The 15,897-nt window shown below is 63.4% G+C and carries 20 protein-coding genes; 13 read left to right on the forward strand and 7 right to left on the reverse strand.

The features are described 5' to 3' along the window. Positions 1–193: 193 nt before the first annotated feature. Positions 194–1,456 carry a tyrosine--tRNA ligase gene (gene tyrS, locus AC070A_RS00005; protein ID WP_113133790.1) on the forward strand — a complete coding sequence of 421 codons (1,263 nt, stop codon included), beginning with the start codon at positions 194–196 and terminating at the stop codon, positions 1,454–1,456. Positions 1,457–2,106: 650 nt separating this feature from the next. Here the strand turns inward: tyrS and AC070A_RS00010 are convergent. Beyond that, the gene (locus AC070A_RS00010) at positions 2,107–2,460 is read right to left on the reverse strand and encodes a winged helix-turn-helix transcriptional regulator (RefSeq protein ID WP_286161489.1); all 354 of its coding nucleotides are present in this window, start codon (positions 2,458–2,460) and stop codon (positions 2,107–2,109) included. Positions 2,461–2,624: 164 nt separating this feature from the next. On the opposite strand from AC070A_RS00010, the gene AC070A_RS00015 reads away from it, so the two are divergent. After that, on the forward strand, positions 2,625–3,509 hold the full coding sequence (locus AC070A_RS00015; protein WP_255570990.1) for an NAD(P)-dependent oxidoreductase: 885 nt from the start codon (positions 2,625–2,627) through the stop codon (positions 3,507–3,509). A gap of 58 nt (positions 3,510–3,567) precedes the next feature. Here the strand turns inward: AC070A_RS00015 and AC070A_RS00020 are convergent, their stop codons facing one another. Together AC070A_RS00020 and AC070A_RS00025 are read right to left on the reverse strand one after the other, a co-directional pair. After that, positions 3,568–4,302, reverse strand: a complete 735-nt coding sequence (locus AC070A_RS00020) for an LssY C-terminal domain-containing protein (protein WP_113133791.1) — start codon at positions 4,300–4,302, stop codon at positions 3,568–3,570. A gap of 216 nt (positions 4,303–4,518) precedes the next feature. Continuing rightward, the gene (locus tag AC070A_RS00025) at positions 4,519–5,160 is read right to left on the reverse strand and encodes a J domain-containing protein (RefSeq protein WP_093232964.1); all 642 of its coding nucleotides are present in this window, start codon (positions 5,158–5,160) and stop codon (positions 4,519–4,521) included. A 664-nt stretch (positions 5,161–5,824) separates the two neighbouring features. On the opposite strand from AC070A_RS00025, the gene AC070A_RS00030 reads away from it, so the two are divergent. Continuing rightward, positions 5,825–6,037 carry a cold-shock protein gene (locus AC070A_RS00030; protein ID WP_034788487.1) on the forward strand — a complete coding sequence of 71 codons (213 nt, stop codon included), beginning with the start codon at positions 5,825–5,827 and terminating at the stop codon, positions 6,035–6,037. A gap of 215 nt (positions 6,038–6,252) precedes the next feature. On the opposite strand, the gene dusA is transcribed toward AC070A_RS00030, so the two are convergent. After that, positions 6,253–7,350, reverse strand: coding sequence for a tRNA dihydrouridine(20/20a) synthase DusA (dusA, locus tag AC070A_RS00035; protein WP_057254294.1), 1,098 nt, complete (start codon positions 7,348–7,350; stop codon positions 6,253–6,255). Between the two features lie 292 nt (positions 7,351–7,642). On the opposite strand from dusA, the gene AC070A_RS00040 reads away from it, so the two are divergent. From AC070A_RS00040 to AC070A_RS00080, 9 genes are all read left to right on the forward strand, one after another. After that, positions 7,643–8,026, forward strand: coding sequence for a hypothetical protein (locus AC070A_RS00040; RefSeq protein WP_192494751.1), 384 nt, complete (start codon positions 7,643–7,645; stop codon positions 8,024–8,026). A gap of 143 nt (positions 8,027–8,169) precedes the next feature. Then, on the forward strand, positions 8,170–8,292 hold the full coding sequence (locus tag AC070A_RS00045) for a hypothetical protein (protein WP_255570991.1): 123 nt from the start codon (positions 8,170–8,172) through the stop codon (positions 8,290–8,292). A 156-nt stretch (positions 8,293–8,448) separates the two neighbouring features. Next, entirely contained in the window at positions 8,449–8,739 is a 291-nt protein-coding gene (locus AC070A_RS00050; RefSeq protein WP_057254292.1) for a hypothetical protein, read from the forward strand. A gap of 206 nt (positions 8,740–8,945) precedes the next feature. Then, entirely contained in the window at positions 8,946–9,338 is a 393-nt protein-coding gene (locus AC070A_RS00055) for a hypothetical protein (protein ID WP_057254290.1), read from the forward strand. Positions 9,339–9,453: 115 nt separating this feature from the next. Further along, on the forward strand, positions 9,454–9,690 hold the full coding sequence (locus AC070A_RS00060) for a hypothetical protein (protein ID WP_093232960.1): 237 nt from the start codon (positions 9,454–9,456) through the stop codon (positions 9,688–9,690). 197 nt (positions 9,691–9,887) lie between these two features. Continuing rightward, positions 9,888–10,124: a DUF982 domain-containing protein gene (locus AC070A_RS00065; protein WP_082616090.1), complete on the forward strand. Its 237-nt coding sequence runs from the start codon at positions 9,888–9,890 to the stop codon at positions 10,122–10,124. A 332-nt stretch (positions 10,125–10,456) separates the two neighbouring features. After that, on the forward strand, positions 10,457–10,663 hold the full coding sequence (locus AC070A_RS00070) for a hypothetical protein (RefSeq protein WP_057254287.1): 207 nt from the start codon (positions 10,457–10,459) through the stop codon (positions 10,661–10,663). A 253-nt stretch (positions 10,664–10,916) separates the two neighbouring features. Continuing rightward, the gene (locus AC070A_RS00075) at positions 10,917–11,603 is read left to right on the forward strand and encodes a fumarylacetoacetate hydrolase family protein (RefSeq protein WP_492384630.1); all 687 of its coding nucleotides are present in this window, start codon (positions 10,917–10,919) and stop codon (positions 11,601–11,603) included. Positions 11,604–11,679: 76 nt separating this feature from the next. After that, positions 11,680–12,210 (forward strand): gamma carbonic anhydrase family protein, encoded by a 531-nt coding sequence (locus AC070A_RS00080; RefSeq protein ID WP_057254285.1) that lies wholly within the window; start codon positions 11,680–11,682, stop codon positions 12,208–12,210. Positions 12,211–12,260: 50 nt separating this feature from the next. On the opposite strand, the gene AC070A_RS00085 is transcribed toward AC070A_RS00080, so the two are convergent. From AC070A_RS00085 to AC070A_RS00095, 3 genes are read right to left on the reverse strand one after another with little or no spacing between them, the layout of a single operon-like run. After that, positions 12,261–12,656 carry a Fur family transcriptional regulator gene (locus AC070A_RS00085; RefSeq protein WP_057254283.1) on the reverse strand — a complete coding sequence of 132 codons (396 nt, stop codon included), beginning with the start codon at positions 12,654–12,656 and terminating at the stop codon, positions 12,261–12,263. Next, the gene (gene znuB / locus AC070A_RS00090; RefSeq protein WP_112995598.1) at positions 12,656–13,486 is read right to left on the reverse strand and encodes a zinc ABC transporter permease subunit ZnuB; all 831 of its coding nucleotides are present in this window, start codon (positions 13,484–13,486) and stop codon (positions 12,656–12,658) included. Before znuB ends, AC070A_RS00085 begins: the two co-directional genes overlap by 1 nt. Beyond that, positions 13,479–14,384, reverse strand: coding sequence for an ATP-binding cassette domain-containing protein (locus AC070A_RS00095; RefSeq protein ID WP_057254279.1), 906 nt, complete (start codon positions 14,382–14,384; stop codon positions 13,479–13,481). The genes znuB and AC070A_RS00095 overlap by 8 nt, the downstream gene beginning before the upstream one ends. A 184-nt stretch (positions 14,385–14,568) precedes the next feature. Here AC070A_RS00095 and znuA point away from each other — a divergent pair, with 184 nt between their 5' ends. Then, on the forward strand, positions 14,569–15,591 hold the full coding sequence (gene znuA, locus AC070A_RS00100; RefSeq protein WP_218372978.1) for a zinc ABC transporter substrate-binding protein ZnuA: 1,023 nt from the start codon (positions 14,569–14,571) through the stop codon (positions 15,589–15,591). Positions 15,592–15,897: the final 306 nt, after the last annotated feature.

A 15,897-nucleotide genomic window follows, 5' to 3' on the forward strand; every position in this document is an offset into this window, starting at 1 on the left:
TAGTCATATTACCAACACTACTCCTACCCACTTAGCTAAGTGGGGAAGCATGTCCGGACCTTTCGGGGGCTAATTCAATTATGCGACGTCCCCATAGGGAGCGGCGCGTTTCGATCATGTCTTGAAACAAGCCGCCGTCAGGCGGCTTTGTTTTGTTCGGTGCTCCCTGGCGGCAATGCCATGGAGAGCTCTAATGACAATTTCCGACAATCCCACTGACGCCTTTGAGCCGCGCTCGACGATCACCGGGACGCTGCTCGAGCGCGGCTATGTCAACCAGGTGACGGACCTTGAGGGCGTCGATCGCGCCTTTGCGGCCGGCATCGTGCCTGTCTACGCCGGCTTCGATGCGACGGCGGACAGCCTGCATGTCGGCCATCTCTTGCCGATCATGGCGCTTCGCCGGCTGCAGCAGGCCGGGCACAAGCCGATCGTGCTGATCGGCGGCGGCACGACGCGGATCGGCGATCCGAGCTTTCGCTCGGCGGCACGGCCAATGCTGTCGGAGAATGAGATCGCGGCCAATATCGCCGGCATCCGCAAAGTGTTCGAGCGGTTGCTGACCTTCGGCGACGGCCCGACCGATGCTGTCATGGTCAACAATGCCGATTGGCTGGACCGGATGGCCTGGATCGACATGCTCCGGGACGTCGGCAAACACTTCTCCGTCAACCGCATGCTCTCCTTCGACAGCGTGAAAACGCGGCTGGAACAGCAGGAGAACCTGAGCTTCCTCGAGTTCAACTACATGATCCTGCAGGCGGTCGATTTCCTCGAACTGTTTCGCCGCACCGGCTGCCGGCTGCAGCTCGGCGGCGGCGACCAATGGGGCAATATCGTTGGTGGCGTCGATCTGGTGCGGCGGATCGAGGGCGCGGAAGTCTTCGGCATGACCACGCCGCTGCTGACGACGGCATCGGGCGTCAAGATGGGCAAGACCGCGGCCGGCGCCATCTGGGTGAACGAGGACCGTCTGTCGCCCTACGACTACTGGCAGTTCTGGCGTAACGTCGAGGATGCCGACGTGGTGCGCTTCCTCAAACTCTTCACCGATCTGCCGCTCGACGAGATCGAAAGGCTGGGTCGCGCCGAGGGCGCGGACCTGAACGTGGTCAAGGAGCGCCTCGCCAATGAGGCAACGGCGCTGGCGCATGGAGCAGACGCAGTCCGGCGGGCGCAGGCGACGGCGCGGCAGGCATTCGGCGGAGGTGAAGCGGCCGAGGGGTTGCCGACGGTCGTGCTGAGCGATGCCGAGCGCCTGAAGGGCATAGGTCTCGTTGACCTCGTGGTACGGGCAGGACTGGCCTCATCGAAGGGCGAGGCACGGCGGGCAATCGCCGGGCGCGGTGTGCGCCTGGACGGAGAAGTCGTTGAGGATGCAGAGACAATCGTCTCACTCGGCGAGCATCCGGTTCGGCTCTCGCTTGGCCGCAAGCGCCATGCCGTGGTGAAGTAGCGCAGCGATCACGCGTCCCACCGCCCGCATTCCCATGCCTGTCACAGGCATCCCCCTGCCGCGCTGCGGCGGGGGGATGCGCCGACCAATACGAGAAAGTCTTCGTTATGGCTCGGGATCTCTCGCCGCGCGGACGCGCGGCGGCTGGATCTCTGTGACAAGCACAGAGATGAGGGTGGACAGGATTGCCGCTACGAAGATCGTTGCCCCCAAGGGAACCGGATGCCAGGGATGAAAATTCCGCAGGCGCAGGAAATCTCGGGCACCCAGAGCCACAGGATTCGACGTCACAACGGCATCTGACGAAGTGCCGCGGCCGCGTACCACCTCGCTCATTCCTGTGCTTGTCACAGGAATCCAGCCGCGCCGAATCGGCGGCGCGAGGGGATGCGTTGCCCCGAATGCGCGAGCACCCAGCGTACCGGCTCGGCATACCCCGCCGCGCGGACGTGCGGCTGCTGGATCTCTGTGACAAGCACAGAGATGAGGGTCGAGCGGGCTGTGACCGCTAAGATCGCCGCTCCGGAGGGAGGTGCTCAGGGGCGTGGACACAAGGGCGCGGTCATAAGGGCGCGGTCATAAGGGCGTGCCCAAAGGCGCGCGCGCTTGCGGGTGCCGCCACTGTTTCACCCGGGCGACGCTACCGCCGGTCAGCCCGCAGCAACCACCCTCGCCTCCGGCCGCACCTCGTCATCGCCGCCAAACTCCTCGCCCCACTTGCAGAGAGCCGCCGCCGCCACGTTCAGCGCCGCGCCGCGTTCGGTCAGCGCGTACACCACCTTTGGCGGGATTTCCGGATAGGTGGTGCGGCTGACGAGGCCATCGGCCTCCAATTCACGCAACTGCTGCGCCAGCATCTTCTCGCTGATTAAAGGGATCGCCTGGCGCAGGCGGCCGAAGCGGCGGGCGGCCTTGCCGAGTTCGCAGAGAATATCGACCTTCCACTTTCCCTCGATCGCCCTGAGCGCAGTTGCAAAGCCGCAGTTTTCCATTGCTGTCGTCACATCATCCTCCCTTACGTCGCGGTAAGCACTTACCATCCGGTGCGTATTGCGACCCGGGCCGCCCACCTTACGTCTGAACCGCGACGACAACCGCGTCGCTGTGGAAATCAGGGCGGGATAAGGGTGCAGGCGCCCTTCCCGCGCCATGGATATGGAGACTGGGAATGCAACCTGCAATCAGCGTATTGGGAATGGGGCGCATGGGATCGGCGCTGGCGCATGCGCTTCTCAAGGCCGGGCACCCGACGACGGTGTGGAACCGCACGCCGGCAAAGGCGGCGCCGCTCGCTGCCGCCGGGGCCGAGGTGGCGGCAAGCGTGCGCAATGCGGTCGCCGCATCTGAGGTCGTCATCGTCAATGTCAGCGACTACCAGGCGACGCAAAGCCTTCTGCGCGACAAGGAGGTCGCCGGTGCCCTCGAGGGCAGACTGATCATCGAACTCACGTCAGGCACGCCGGATGGTGGCCGCGAGGCGCACGGCTGGGCGCAGCGGCAGGGTGCCCGCTATCTCGACGGCGCGATCCTGGCGACGCCGGACTTCATCGGCACCGAAGCGGGCACGCTGCTTGTCTCCGGTCCTTCAGCTGTTTTCGAGGAAGGCCGTAACGTGCTCGGCGCCCTCGGCGGCAATGTCCAGTTCATCGGCGAGGATCCGGGCCTCGCCAATGCGCTCGACAGCGCCGTGCTGGCGCTGATGTGGGGCGCATTGTTCGGTGCGCTGCAGTCGATCGCCGTTTGCCGGGCCGAGGCGATCGATCTCGGCGTGCTGGCAAGACAATGGACGGCGACGGCGCCGGTGGTCGAGGGGCTCGTCTCCGACCTCATCAAACGCAGCGCCGCCGGGCGCTATGACGCTGATGCCGAAACGCTCTCGTCCGTATCGCCGCATTACAGCGCGTTTCACCATTTGGTCGACCTGATGGAAGCCCGCGGCCTCGACCGCACGATCACTGGGGGATACGAGGCGATCTTCCGCCGGGCGATCGAGGCCGGCCACCTGCACGACGATTTCGCATCGCTGTCGCAGTTCATGGGGCAGCCGGCGTAAGTCGAAAGGCGCGCTGGGGGCTGGCTCCACAAGGCGAGGCAGCACGAGCCGCCGAGCCTCACTTGGCAATCCCCGCGCCGCTGCCCACTGCTGCCGGCCCGAGCACACCGACCAAAGCCTTGCCGTCGGTGAAATAGGGGTCGCCGCCGCCGTTGCGGCCGGTCTTGGTGGCACCGACGCCGGGGATTTCATAGGTCGACGAAACCTGCCCCGCCTTCTTGAGGTCGCCGATCACCAGATCGCGTTCGGCATCGAGATCGGGGCCGATGTGGTGGGTGATCTGGCCGGTGTCGTGGCTCAAGCCCACGCCGCGGTCGAAGCTCGCCGAACCGAGCCAGAGCGGGCCACCGCCCTCCGCAGGCGTCGCGGTCTGCCAGAAGCGCACATGGTTGCGCTGGTCGGCGCTGCGGCCGACCGGCTTTTCGAAGGCCAGATCCTGCTCGCGACCCTCGTAGAACAGCGGACTGACAGGTGCATCGAGATCCGGGCGGTCGAGCACGACGCTGAGGCCTATATCGACGGACGATCGCAGCGTGACCTTGTCGGCAGCATCCCAGCCTGCGGCGTTAAAGGCGCGGATGATCTGCTCCTTGGAGCCGACCAGCCCGACATTGATCGGATCACCGGGAATGCCCTGCTCCGTCGATGTCACCATGGGATTGAGCGGAACCTTCCGGCGGTCATCGTGGAAGAGCCATAGCTCCGGGACCAGGAAGTAGCTGACCGCGAGGTAGGCGGCGAGCACGATCCCCAGAAGAAGAAAGGCAACGCGCATGTTCAAGCGACGGCTCATGCCACTCTCCTTCGCTCCAGGCTATGGCGGAGGTCCCGGCCACCCGGGACAGACGCAGACTATGACACCGACAGAAGCCGCTGCACAGCGGCGGCGCGTAGGCGAACGCCGCCGACAGCAGGATCGGCGATCAGGGAGCCGGCAGCCGCATATCAGGCGCGGCCATGCCTTTCGTCGCAAAGCCAGAACGAACGCGACAGCGCCCGAGGCGGCGCCTTACTCCGCCGCGTGCGCCTTCATCTCCAGCGCCTCCAACTCGTAGCTGTAGCCTTCCAGCATCTCATAGGCCTGCTCTATCGTCTTGATCTGCTCGTCGGCATTCTTGATCGCCTCGGCGATTGACCGCGAGCGGGCGCGCAGCATCGAGCCGAGCACGTCGGTCTCCGGCCGGCGGCCGAGGCGGTCGAGGTGCTTGCGCACGCGGGCGCGGTGACGCTCGAGCTCGAGAATATGGAAGCGGCTCTTGACGATATCGTCGGAGAGCTTGCGCCGCATGGCGGCGACAGGATCGAAGGTTCCGGGCTCGCGCTCGTCGAGAATGAACTCGTTGACCAGCGTTTCCAGCATCATCAGCCCCTTGAGGTCGCGCGGATCGGCGAGCTGCGGATCGTAGCCGGTGTCGTCATAGACCTTGCGGCGCACGGGATCCTTGAGCAGCTCATAGGCCACCTGCAGCCGCGCAAACTGTTCGGGATCGCCGCCGGAATCCGGATGCGCGGATTTCGCCGCCTTGCGATAGGCGCTGCGGATCGCCTGATTGTCGGCGTCGCGTTCCAGTCCAAGCAATTCGTAAGGGTCGATCACGCTGTCCCCACTTCGTCTGTCATTTCCGCCACCCGGTCGAGCCAGCCGGCGCATTCTCTGGGCGACACTTCGCCCTCTGGGCGACACTTCGCCCAGTCTTCCCGGTTATCGCCCGGCCAAGGCGACTTAATCGTCCAGGCTAGGCGACCTTCGTCCGCTCCAGGCGGAATGTCGGCCCGTCGCCTTTGCCAGTGGCTACGCCATCGCCAGCGAAGACGGAACCAACCTTCGGTAAAGCCTGCGCGTTATCCCGAGGATGTGCAAGCCTTAGGCACGCGGCCAAGCGCAACGACAGCATCCGCTGCGATCCGCGACCGGCCCCGTCGGCGGCGCGCACGTTCGGTCGCGGTCGGGACGAAATTGTGTCGAGAAACGGACCGTCCCCGATTTTTCTGCCGGAGGCGTGAATGGAGTGGCGAGAAATCGGCCAAAGCCTTGCAAAGCCTGACACTCCGCGCCTTGATGCGTCGTACAAGGCGCTTGCCTTTTTCTGCAAATCCTGTCACTTCTTGCGCCGTTCGGGCGATTTCTATCCCGGAGACTGGACTTTCAACTGCGCCCGGCTTCGTGCCGGACCGCCGGCATCGGCACCGTAGACGTCTTTTCCCCGATATCGTGACCACTCGACGCCTTTCCGCTTGCAAGCGGAAGACGAGATGCCCACATCCCCTCGGGGGCGCGGGCAACGCAAATTGACTGAAGGAAAAGGACTTCTTCCATGGCCACCAAGGGCATCGTAAAATTCTTCAACCAGGACAAGGGCTTCGGCTTCATCACGCCGGATGGCGGCGCGAAGGACGTGTTCGTACACATCTCCGCCGTTCAGGCCGCTGGCCTCGCAACGCTCAAGGATGGCCAGCAGGTCACCTTCGACACCGAGCCGGATCGCATGGGCAAGGGCCCGAAGGCCGTCAACATCCAGGCTGCCTAAGCCGGATCGTCCAGTCGGACATTCATTTGGAAACGGCGCTCCGCAGGGGGCGCCGTTTTCGTTTGGGGGCACGAGGTTTTGGCCGCGCGTCGGCGCGGCGAGACCTCCCCCAACGACAATTGACCTCTGTCCTCTTCTGCGCCGCAGACGCGGCGCTGCTGGATTCCTGTGACAAGCACAGGAATGAGGGAAGAAACTTCAAGCGCCAGCCGACGCTATTCCGCCGCCTGCTTGGCCGCCATGGCCTCGAACACCGCGTCGAAGGCAGCGTGGATCACTTCGGGCCCGGCGCCCTTGCGCGTCGCGTCGGCGGAAAGCAACTGCCGATAGCGCCGCGCGCCCGGCCACCCCTGGAACAGACCGATCATATGGCGCGTCACATGGATCAGGCGGCCGCCATTGGCGATATGCGCGGCGGCGTAGTCCGCCATCACGTCACGAACATCCGCCCAGAAATCGAGATCGAAGCGATGGCCGCGCTCGGAGAAGGCGTTGGCTTCCTGCATCACCGGCGCCGCCCCGGTCAGCGGATGCGGGAAATGCCCATCCGCCGCCGTCAGCATGGCGCTGTCGTGATAGGCCGCACGGCCGAGCATCACGCCATCCAGATGCTGCAACTGCTCAAGCGCCTGACTCAACGTTTGAAGGCCGCCATTGATGCCGATGAAAAGATTGGGATTTTCCTGCTTCAGCCGATGCACGAGACCATAGTCGAGCGGCGGGATCTCGCGGTTCTCCTTCGGGCTCAGGCCCTGCAGCCAGGCCTTGCGCGCATGCACCCAGACGGCATCCGTGCCAGCGTCGACGACCCGCGAAACCAGTGCTCGCAAGGCCACTTCCGGGTCCTGATCGTCGACGCCGATGCGGCATTTGACCGTGACCGGGATCTTCACCGCCGCCTTCATCGCCGCAACGCAGGCAGCCACGGTCTCCGGTTCCTGCATCAGGCAGGCGCCGAAGGTGCCGGATTGCACCCGGTCCGACGGGCAGCCGACATTCATGTTGATCTCGTCGTAGCCGAAGTCTTCGGCGATAACAGCCGCTTCCGCCATCTTCCGGGGATCGCTGCCGCCAAGCTGAAGCGCGACCGGACGCTCGGAAGCATCAAAGCCAAGCAGCTTCTGCTTGTCGCCGCGCAGGATCGCATCGGCGACGATCATCTCGGTATAGAGCAGCGCATGCCGCGACAGTTGCCGCGCAAAGAACCGGTAGTGCCTGTCCGTCCAATCGATCATAGGCGCCACGGCAAAGACCGGTGCGTTGAAATAGTGACGGTTGCCCGGATTTCCGGGCTGTGCGCGGCCTTCTGCCATGCTCGATCAGCTCTCGTTATTCTGGTTTTGCGCGCCGGCGCTACACTGTAGCACTCACGGCAGATTTGCAGCACTGGCGCCCGATTGGCGCCAAAGCCCCCAGATGGGACGGCGCCTTATACAGCGCAACGCCGAAGAATGCGAGACCGTGTCGAACGACACGGCCCAGCCCCCGATTCTCGCCCCCCTGCAATGCGGTGGTAGCCGCATGACGGCCCCTATCCGATTGATATTGCAGCCGCACGACGCGCCGGGTACAACCTGCGCGGCAACGACACATGGGGAACAACGAATGCTGAAATACCTCTCTCTCGCACTGGCTGCTCTTGCGCTTTCGGGCTGCCAGCCGCCGGCGCCGGACTCCGTTGTGGCGTCGCAAAAACCGCCGTCGGCAGCGGTGCGCAAGGAGTATGTTGCAGTGATGCGGGCCATCGACGCCAAGGGCGCCCAGTTCAAGATGGCCGAGATATCGAGTGTGGTCTTGCTCAGTCCCGAAGCCAAGATCTACGCCTTCTGTGTCCGCTTCAGGGAAACCCGGATCCAGGAGGTATTGCAGGTCGGCGGTTATGCCTTGCGCGATGGGAAGATCGTCGACTCGAGCTCGTACGATTCCCGCTGCAGCGACAAGCGACTGCGCTGGTACGACTTCCCAGAACTCCGCTCGATGCGGAGCTGATGGGATCACCACTCCAGCCGCGGCAGAGCGCCTCAGCGAGGAGCGCTCGCCCTCCGGTCCCCCCGCCGGCAATCTGGTTTCCATTTTGTTAAGCAGAATCTCCGATTGTTCCGCTTTGACATGATCGTCGTCGGAGCGAAGACATGAGCTACGATTGGAGCGGCGCACGGCGCCGGCGGACAATAGCGACCGTCATAGGGGCAGCGTTCCTTCTGGCGGCGCTGGCCGCCACGGTTGCCGCGGCAGTGGCCGGCAGCATCTTCTGAGATACCCCTTTTGGGTGAGGCAGGCGGCGAAGGCCGCCTGCCTGTATTCGAAGAACCAACGCCGGACCGAACCGCTTGCCGAACTCCGGCCAACTTGCCTTCTTCGTCGGGAATTGATCGCCTTTCGCCGCAACCAGCAAGCGAAGGAATCACGCGATGTCGAAATCCCCGGACGAAATGAGCGCAGAAGAGCTGCTCCTCCATGGCGACGCCGCCCAGCTCGGGCAACTCTCGATCCTGAATGCGACGGTTGCGGCTCTCGTCATGCAGGCCGAAGACAAGCAGGCGATCGTCGATTCCATCGCCAATTGCCTCGCCGATCTCAAGGCCGCCTGGCAGAACGAAACGGATGCGAGCTCTTTTGGCGAAGCGGCGATGGCCGGCGCGCAGGCGTCCGCCAATCTCTTTCTCTACTTCGCAGGCCCGCCCGCGCGGCACGACGCGTGACGCGATCCGCCGTCACCACCGCTTCCTGGACTTGACAGAAGCGACCGAAGGCGATTACAGCGCCGCGCGTCTATCGAGATGCCAGCGGTCGCTGTCCAGGAACCTGCTCCCTAGTTTCGCCCATCAATCGATTCCGAACTAAGGATTTGCACGGTAAGGCAGTGCCCCCTGTATCGATACAGTTGACAGGAAAAAGGACGGACGGCATGAAACGCGCGATCGCGGCACTGCTCACGCTTCTCTTGGCCGGATGCCAGTCGATGGAGTTGGAGGCGCCTGAAGTCGCAAGGCCGAGACCGGCTGCCCCCTCCGTACCGACGCTTTCCGGCGACGCGCTCCAGGCCTTCCTCGTCGGAAAGACGCTGCGCTACAACCTCAACGGCGTCAATTCCACTTTCTACGCCGACGGCCGCTACGGCTATCGCGACTACGAGGTGCGCGACGGCGGCAGCTACACGATCACTGGCGACGAGGTTTGCATCACCTTCGAGGACGGCGGGCGGCGCTGCGACCAGTATGCGCAGATCGGCCCCGACTATTATCGCATCGAGGAAGGCGGTCGCCGCACCAAGGTCGACCGCGTCGTGCCCGCGGCCTGATAGCCGATCTCCGATTAATCGCTAGACCACTGGAACCCCTCATTCCCAAGGGGTCAAATTCGCTTGCGTTCTGCCATAGTGCCGGGCGGGGAAATGGGTGCTGCGGGAGGAACAGGTGGCCCCTTTGCGAGCGACACAATGCCTTGCCCTGTCGAAGGGTGACATGGAGAGGCTGCAACGTGTCTTCGACGAGCTTTGCCGGGAACAGGGCTGGGCACGCGACGGCGAACGGGCGCGGCGCCATGCCCGCATGCTGATCGACGACTACCTTGCCGGCAATACCAACGAGATGCACCTGCTTCTTGCAGGACGCGCCTTTGCCGAGCGCCTGCGGCACGACGTCTCCCTTTAGGGTCGTGGCGTCCTTTTCGGCCATCGCCGCACGCCGCCAGCGCGTGCAGCGCGCTGATCAAACACGGAAAAGCTGCTTACAAATCCCTCCTCCTGCGCTACATTAGCAAGATCGACTGTCGATGCCGCTTGAGAGGAGCCAGGGGGCCGACAGCCGCAGTGCCGACATTCATTGAGATGATCTCGAGGAGGAGACGCATGCAAGTAGTCTGGAAACAGCCGATCGAGCTCGACTTTGTTGGCGGCATGTGCCGCACCGTGAAAGGCCCCTCAGACGCGCTCGCCTGCCTTGCCGACCATTGGCCCCGCCGCGGGCCGTTCTATGTTGCCGCCCGCAGTGCCTGCCGCGCCGCAATCGATGGTCGCCGCACGGCCGAGGAGGCGCGAACGCTGTTCATATCGGCTGCCGAAGAGGCCGAACTGGACGCTCACTGAGGCGCAACCGCGCCGGACCGTATCCCGCCGCACGAAGCGGCGCACGCTCGCCAGCGGCGGGCGCAAGATGACGTTTTAGTTGAAGCCGCAGACCCCAATACCCGTCGACGAACGGCTCAGATACCGGGCATTTGCCCAAAAACCGCATCATTTCGGCGCATTATCGCCCAATCATGCATGATTTTTCCAGAAACGGCCCGATTTCTGTCGTGAAGCCTTCACTTCTTCCGGCTATATTCTGAGGTGCCTCACAAAAACCAATTTCGGAGCGCTTTATTCCCCGCAAGGGAATTAAAAAAAAACGATAGAAAACGATATACGGGAGAGAACATATGAGCGAGAGCAATCTCTATCGCATCGTTGAAGTCAGCGTGAAGCGTGAAGGTGGCCGCCGTGACGTCGGTATCATGACGGTGCGCCAGGCCCTTGAGCTTCCCCAAGTTCCCAGTCTCGAATACAGCCATCCGGAGCTCAATTCGCGTTCCGACGGCAGGTTCCTGACCCGCGATCAGCTTCAGGCCTACGCACACTGCGCCTGAGTTTGCCGCTCACGGCATCCTCTCGGCTGCCGTGATCTCGCGCGCCCATCCGGGCGCGCTTTAGTCCCAAAATCCTTCTCAAACCTTCGTCTTATTTTTCATCGGATCGATTCCGATTCGCGGATTTATGCAGTAACGTCCGGATTCTTCCCTGCCTCGCTCGAAACCGCACTCGGTCGACGGCGAGCGCCTATCAAACGCGCAGCGATCTTTCTGTCCGTTGAGACCGATGGACGCCCAAGACCGGACGATCATGGAAACTATCATCCCTCCTCCGCTTCCCGTGCTGCTGCCGATCTCAGGCAGTCTGGTCGGCTTTCCGGTTCGCCGGGTCTATTGCGTCGGCCGCAACTATGCTGCCCACGCCATCGAGATGGGGCACGATCCGGATCGCGAACCGCCGTTCTTCTTCCAGAAGAATCCGGACAACCTGCTTGCCGCCGGTAGCGCCTTCCCCTATCCGCCGCTGACCGCCGACGTCCATCACGAGGTGGAACTCGTCGTGGCGCTGAAGCGCGGCGGCAGCGACATCGCCGTCGAGGACGCGCTGGATTGCGTCTACGGCTATGCCGTCGGCATCGACTTCACCCGCCGCGACCTGCAGGCCGAGGCCAAGAAGGCCGGAAAGCCCTGGGCTGCCGCCAAGGCCTTCGAACATTCCGCTCCGGTCTCGGCGATCGCGCCGGCCGAAGCGATCGGCCATCCGGTCAACGGCAATATCTGGCTGAACGTGAATGGCGAAATGCGCCAGCAGGGCGATCTCGATCAGATGATCTGGAAGGTGCCGGAAGTGATCGCCGAGCTCTCCAAGCTCTTCACGCTGGCTCCCGGCGACGTCATCATGACCGGCACGCCCTCGGGCGTTGGTGCCGTCGTGCGCGGGGACCAGGTCACCTGCGGCGTCGACGGCGTCGCGGCGCTTGCGGTTACAGTTCTCTAGAGCGCCGTGCCAGGAGCGGCATAACGCGCTCTTCCTGGCATTGCATCATTTCAGACGACATGAAGGATACCTGCCGATGCCGCTTTATGCCCTTGGATCGCTTCGCCCGCAGACCCCGCCGAACGGCGGCTACTGGGTGGCCCCGGATGCCAACGTCATCGGACAGGTCGAGATTGGCGACGAGGTTGGCATCTGGTTCGGCGTGACGCTGCGCGGCGACAATGAGCCGATCCGGCTCGGCGCCCGCACCAATATCCAGGAAAACGTCGTCATCCATGTCGACCCGGGCTTCCCGGTCACGATCGGCGAAGGCTGCACCATCGGCCATGGCGCCATCATCCACGGCTGCACCATCGGCGAGAACTCGCTGATCGGCATGGGAGCGACCGTGCTGAATGGCGTCAAAATCGGCCGCAACTGCCTGGTCGGTGCCAATGCGCTGGTGACCGAGGGCAAGGAGTTTCCGGACAATTCGCTGATCGTCGGCGCGCCGGCCAAGGCGATCCGCACGCTGGACGACGCTGCTGTTGAAGGGCTGAAGCGCTCGGCAGCGCACTACGTCAAGAACTGGCGGCGCTACGCCTCCGATCTCACCCGGCTGGATTGAACCCCAGGCCAATCCGAAAAGGCGGTCCGCCCTGATTGGCGGGACCGAACTTACACGCAGCTCTGGCAATGGCCGCGGATCTCGATCGTGGTCTTCTCGGTCTTGAAGTTCTGCGCCCGCGTCAGCGTCGAAAGCCGCTGCTCGATCGCCTCGTCATGAAACTCCGTCACCTGGCCGCAGCCCTCGCAGATGGTGAAGGCGGTGACGCCGTGGTCGTGCTCGTGATCATGCGGGCAGCTACAGGCGACGAAGGCGTTCAGGCTCTCCAGCCGGTGCACGAGGCCGTATTCGAGCAGCTTGTCGAGCGCGCGATAAACCTGCAGCGGCGCACGAAAACCATGATCGCGCAGCTTGTCGAGGATCGTGTAGGCGCTCATCGGCCCTTCGGAATGGCTGAGCGCATCCATCACCAATGTCTGGTTCTTGGTCAGTTGCGGCGTCGCCATCAGTGGTGTCCTCCGGGCGTGGAATGATGCGCTGCCTCAACCGGGCGGCGGCCGATCGGTAGCAGACTCAGAACGAAAAGCCCAACCGCAGCAACGACGATAGACGGTCCCGATGGCGTATCCCAGTGCAGCGAGCCGAAAAGTCCGCCGGTCACCGCGAGCGCACCGATGACGGATGCGAGAACCGCCATCACCTCCGGCGAGGTCGAGAAGCGCCTTGCGGTCGCGGCCGGGATGATCAGCAGCGAGGTGATCAGCAGGATGCCGACGATCTTCATGGCGATCGCGATGACAAGCGCCATCAACAGCATGAAGAAGAGCCGCGTGCGCTCAGGCTTCAGCCCCTCGGCTTCGGCGAGTTCCGGATTGACGGTGGACGCCAAGAGCGGCCGCCAGAGATAGACGATGGCGAAGATGACGAGAATGCCGCCGCCCCAGATGATGTCGATGTCGGATTCGGAGACAGCCAGAATGTCGCCGAAGAGGAAGCCGACGAGATCGATGCGCACCCAGGTCATGAAGGCGACGATGACGAGGCCGAAGGAGAGCGCCGAATGGGAGAGAATGCCGAGCAGCGCATCGGTTGAAAGCGCCCCTCGCCGCTGCAGGAAGAGGAGCAGTACCGAGACGACGGCCGCGACGATAAAGACACTGAGCATCAGGTTGAGCTCGAGAAGCAGCGACAGCGCCACGCCGAGCAGCGCCGAATGCGCCATGGTGTCGCCGAAATAGGCCATGCGCCGCCAGATGACGAAGCAGCCGAGTGGCCCGGCCATGACGGCAATGCCGATACCGGCGATCAGCGCGCGCACGAAGAAATCGTCAAGCATCGCGCTTCTCCTTCATGTCGTAACCATGCAGCCGCGTATGGTGGCCGCACCCGCAATCCTCGCCGTGGTCGTGCACGTTTTCCTCGTCGTCGTGGTGGTGGCCGTCGCCAGGGAAGCAATGTTCCGTAATCGATCCGTCGGCATGGAGCACCCGACCATCGGGCAGATGGGTATGGTCGTGATGGTGGCTGTAGACCGCAAGCGTATTGGCCGCCCGCCTACCGAAGAGCTTCTGGTATTCCGGGCTCTGGCTGACGGCCTGCGGCGTACCGCGGCAGCAGACGTGGCCGTTCAGGCAGACGACCGTGTCGGTCTCGGCCATGACGATGTGCAGGTCGTGCGAAATCAGAAGGATGCCGCAGCCTGTGCGGTTGCGGATCTGTTTGATCAGTTCGTAAAGCGCAATCTCGCCGCTGAAATCGACGCCCTGCACCGGCTCGTCCAGCACCAGCAGGTCGGGCTTGCGGGCGATGGCACGGGCAAGCAGCGCCCGCTGGAACTCGCCGCCCGACAGATGCTGGACTTCAGCTTTCGCCAGATGCAGCACGCCGGTCGCCGAAAGCGCTTCCTCGATCTCCCTGCCCTTCAAGGGGCCGGTCAGCGTCATCAGCCGCTCGACCGTCAAGGGCAGTGTCCAGTCGACGGCGAGCTTCTGCGGCACGTAGCCGACTTTCAGGCCCGGCTTGCGCTCGACATAGCCCTCATCCGGCTTCAACACGCCGATCGCCGCCTTTGCCGTCGTCGATTTGCCCGAGCCGTTCGGCCCGATCAGCGTGACGATCTCGCCCGGGCTGATCGAGAATTCGACGCCGCGCACCAGCCAGCGGCCGTTGCGGCGCACACCGGCATTGCTGATATTGACCAACGGCAGCGTGTCTGGGGAGCGGAAATTCAGCATGAAAAAATTCCGGATTGGATGGTTGCCACTGGCTATCGCACACGTTATAGCATAACGCAATTGATGTAATAACATTACATGATTGCTTCAAGCCCTTCAATGGCCTGTTGCATCGATGCTTTGCATGCCCGACAGCGTGCCCGGTCGATAGGGCCAGGCGCGCCATTCAAGCCCGGAGAACCCGATGAAATCGACTTCCGCCCTGCTTTTTGCCTCCACCATGCTTCTCGCCGCACCGGCCATCGCGGCCGGTCCCAATGTGGTGGTTTCGATCAAGCCGATCCACTCCCTCGTCGCCTCGATCATGCAGGGCGTCGGCGAACCGTCGCTGATTGTCGAGGGCGCCGCTTCGCCGCACACCTACAACATGAAACCTTCCAACGCCTCTGCCCTGCAGGCGGCAAAGGTGGTCTTCTGGGTCGGCCCCGGCCTTGAAGCCTTCCTCGACAAGCCGCTCGACGCGCTGAGTAGCAGCGCCAAGGTGGTGGAACTCAGCGAAGCGCCAGGCCTCGAGAAGCTGAAATTCCGCGAGGGTGGCGCGTTTGAGGCGCATGACCATGGCGATGAAGGACACGGCGACGAAGGCCACAAGCATGCGGAAGGCGAAACGGAGCATGATGACGCCGCAGCGCCGGAAGCGGCCGCCGGGCACGATGACGGCCATGATCATGAGCACGGCCACGGCGATACCGACATGCACATGTGGCTCGACCCTGTGAATGCCAAGGCGATGGCTGCCGAGATCGAGAAGACGCTCGCCGAAGCCGATCCGGACAATGCCGGCGCCTACAAGGCCAATCTTGAGGCGTTGAACAAGCGGCTGGACGACCTTGATGCAAAGCTTGCCGAAACGGTCGCGCCGGTGAAAGACAAGCCCTTCGTCGTCTTCCACGATGCCTATCAGTATTTCGAGCACCGCTACAAGGTCCGCGTCGCCGGCTCGATCACGGTCAGCCCGGAAGTGCTGCCGGGCGCCGAGCGACTTTCCCAGATCCATGCCAAGATCAAGGAGCTAGGTGCGACCTGTGTTTTTGCCGAGCCGCAGTTCGAGCCGAAGCTGATCAATGTGGTGATCGAAGGAACGCCGGCGAAATCCGGCACGCTCGACCCGGAAGCCGGCACGCTCGACGCCGGCCCGGATCTCTACTTCCAGCTGATGGAAAACATCGGCACATCGCTGAAAACCTGCCTCGCCTCGGCAAGCTGATCCGTCCTCCCAAGACGGCAAAGGCGGGCGTTCGCTTCTCTCGAATGTGGGGAGCGCCCGCCTCGCTCCGCTGGCAAAGCGTGAGATGGCATGCTTGCGAGCGGTTATCCCACACTCCGTCATCCTCGCCCTTGTGGCGGGATGCAGTGACCCGACGTCCGTCGGGTAAAAAAACTCTTTCGACCCAAGGACTTGGGCCAGCTGGATTCCTGTGACAGGCACAGGAATGACGGAGGTGTTGAGCCTGCCTTCATCGGCGGGCCCTCCCGATCGGAGGCGGCTTTGTCAGCAGGCTGAAGCGGGCGA

This window comes from Ensifer sp. GW101-20A05, from assembly GCF_059424735.1.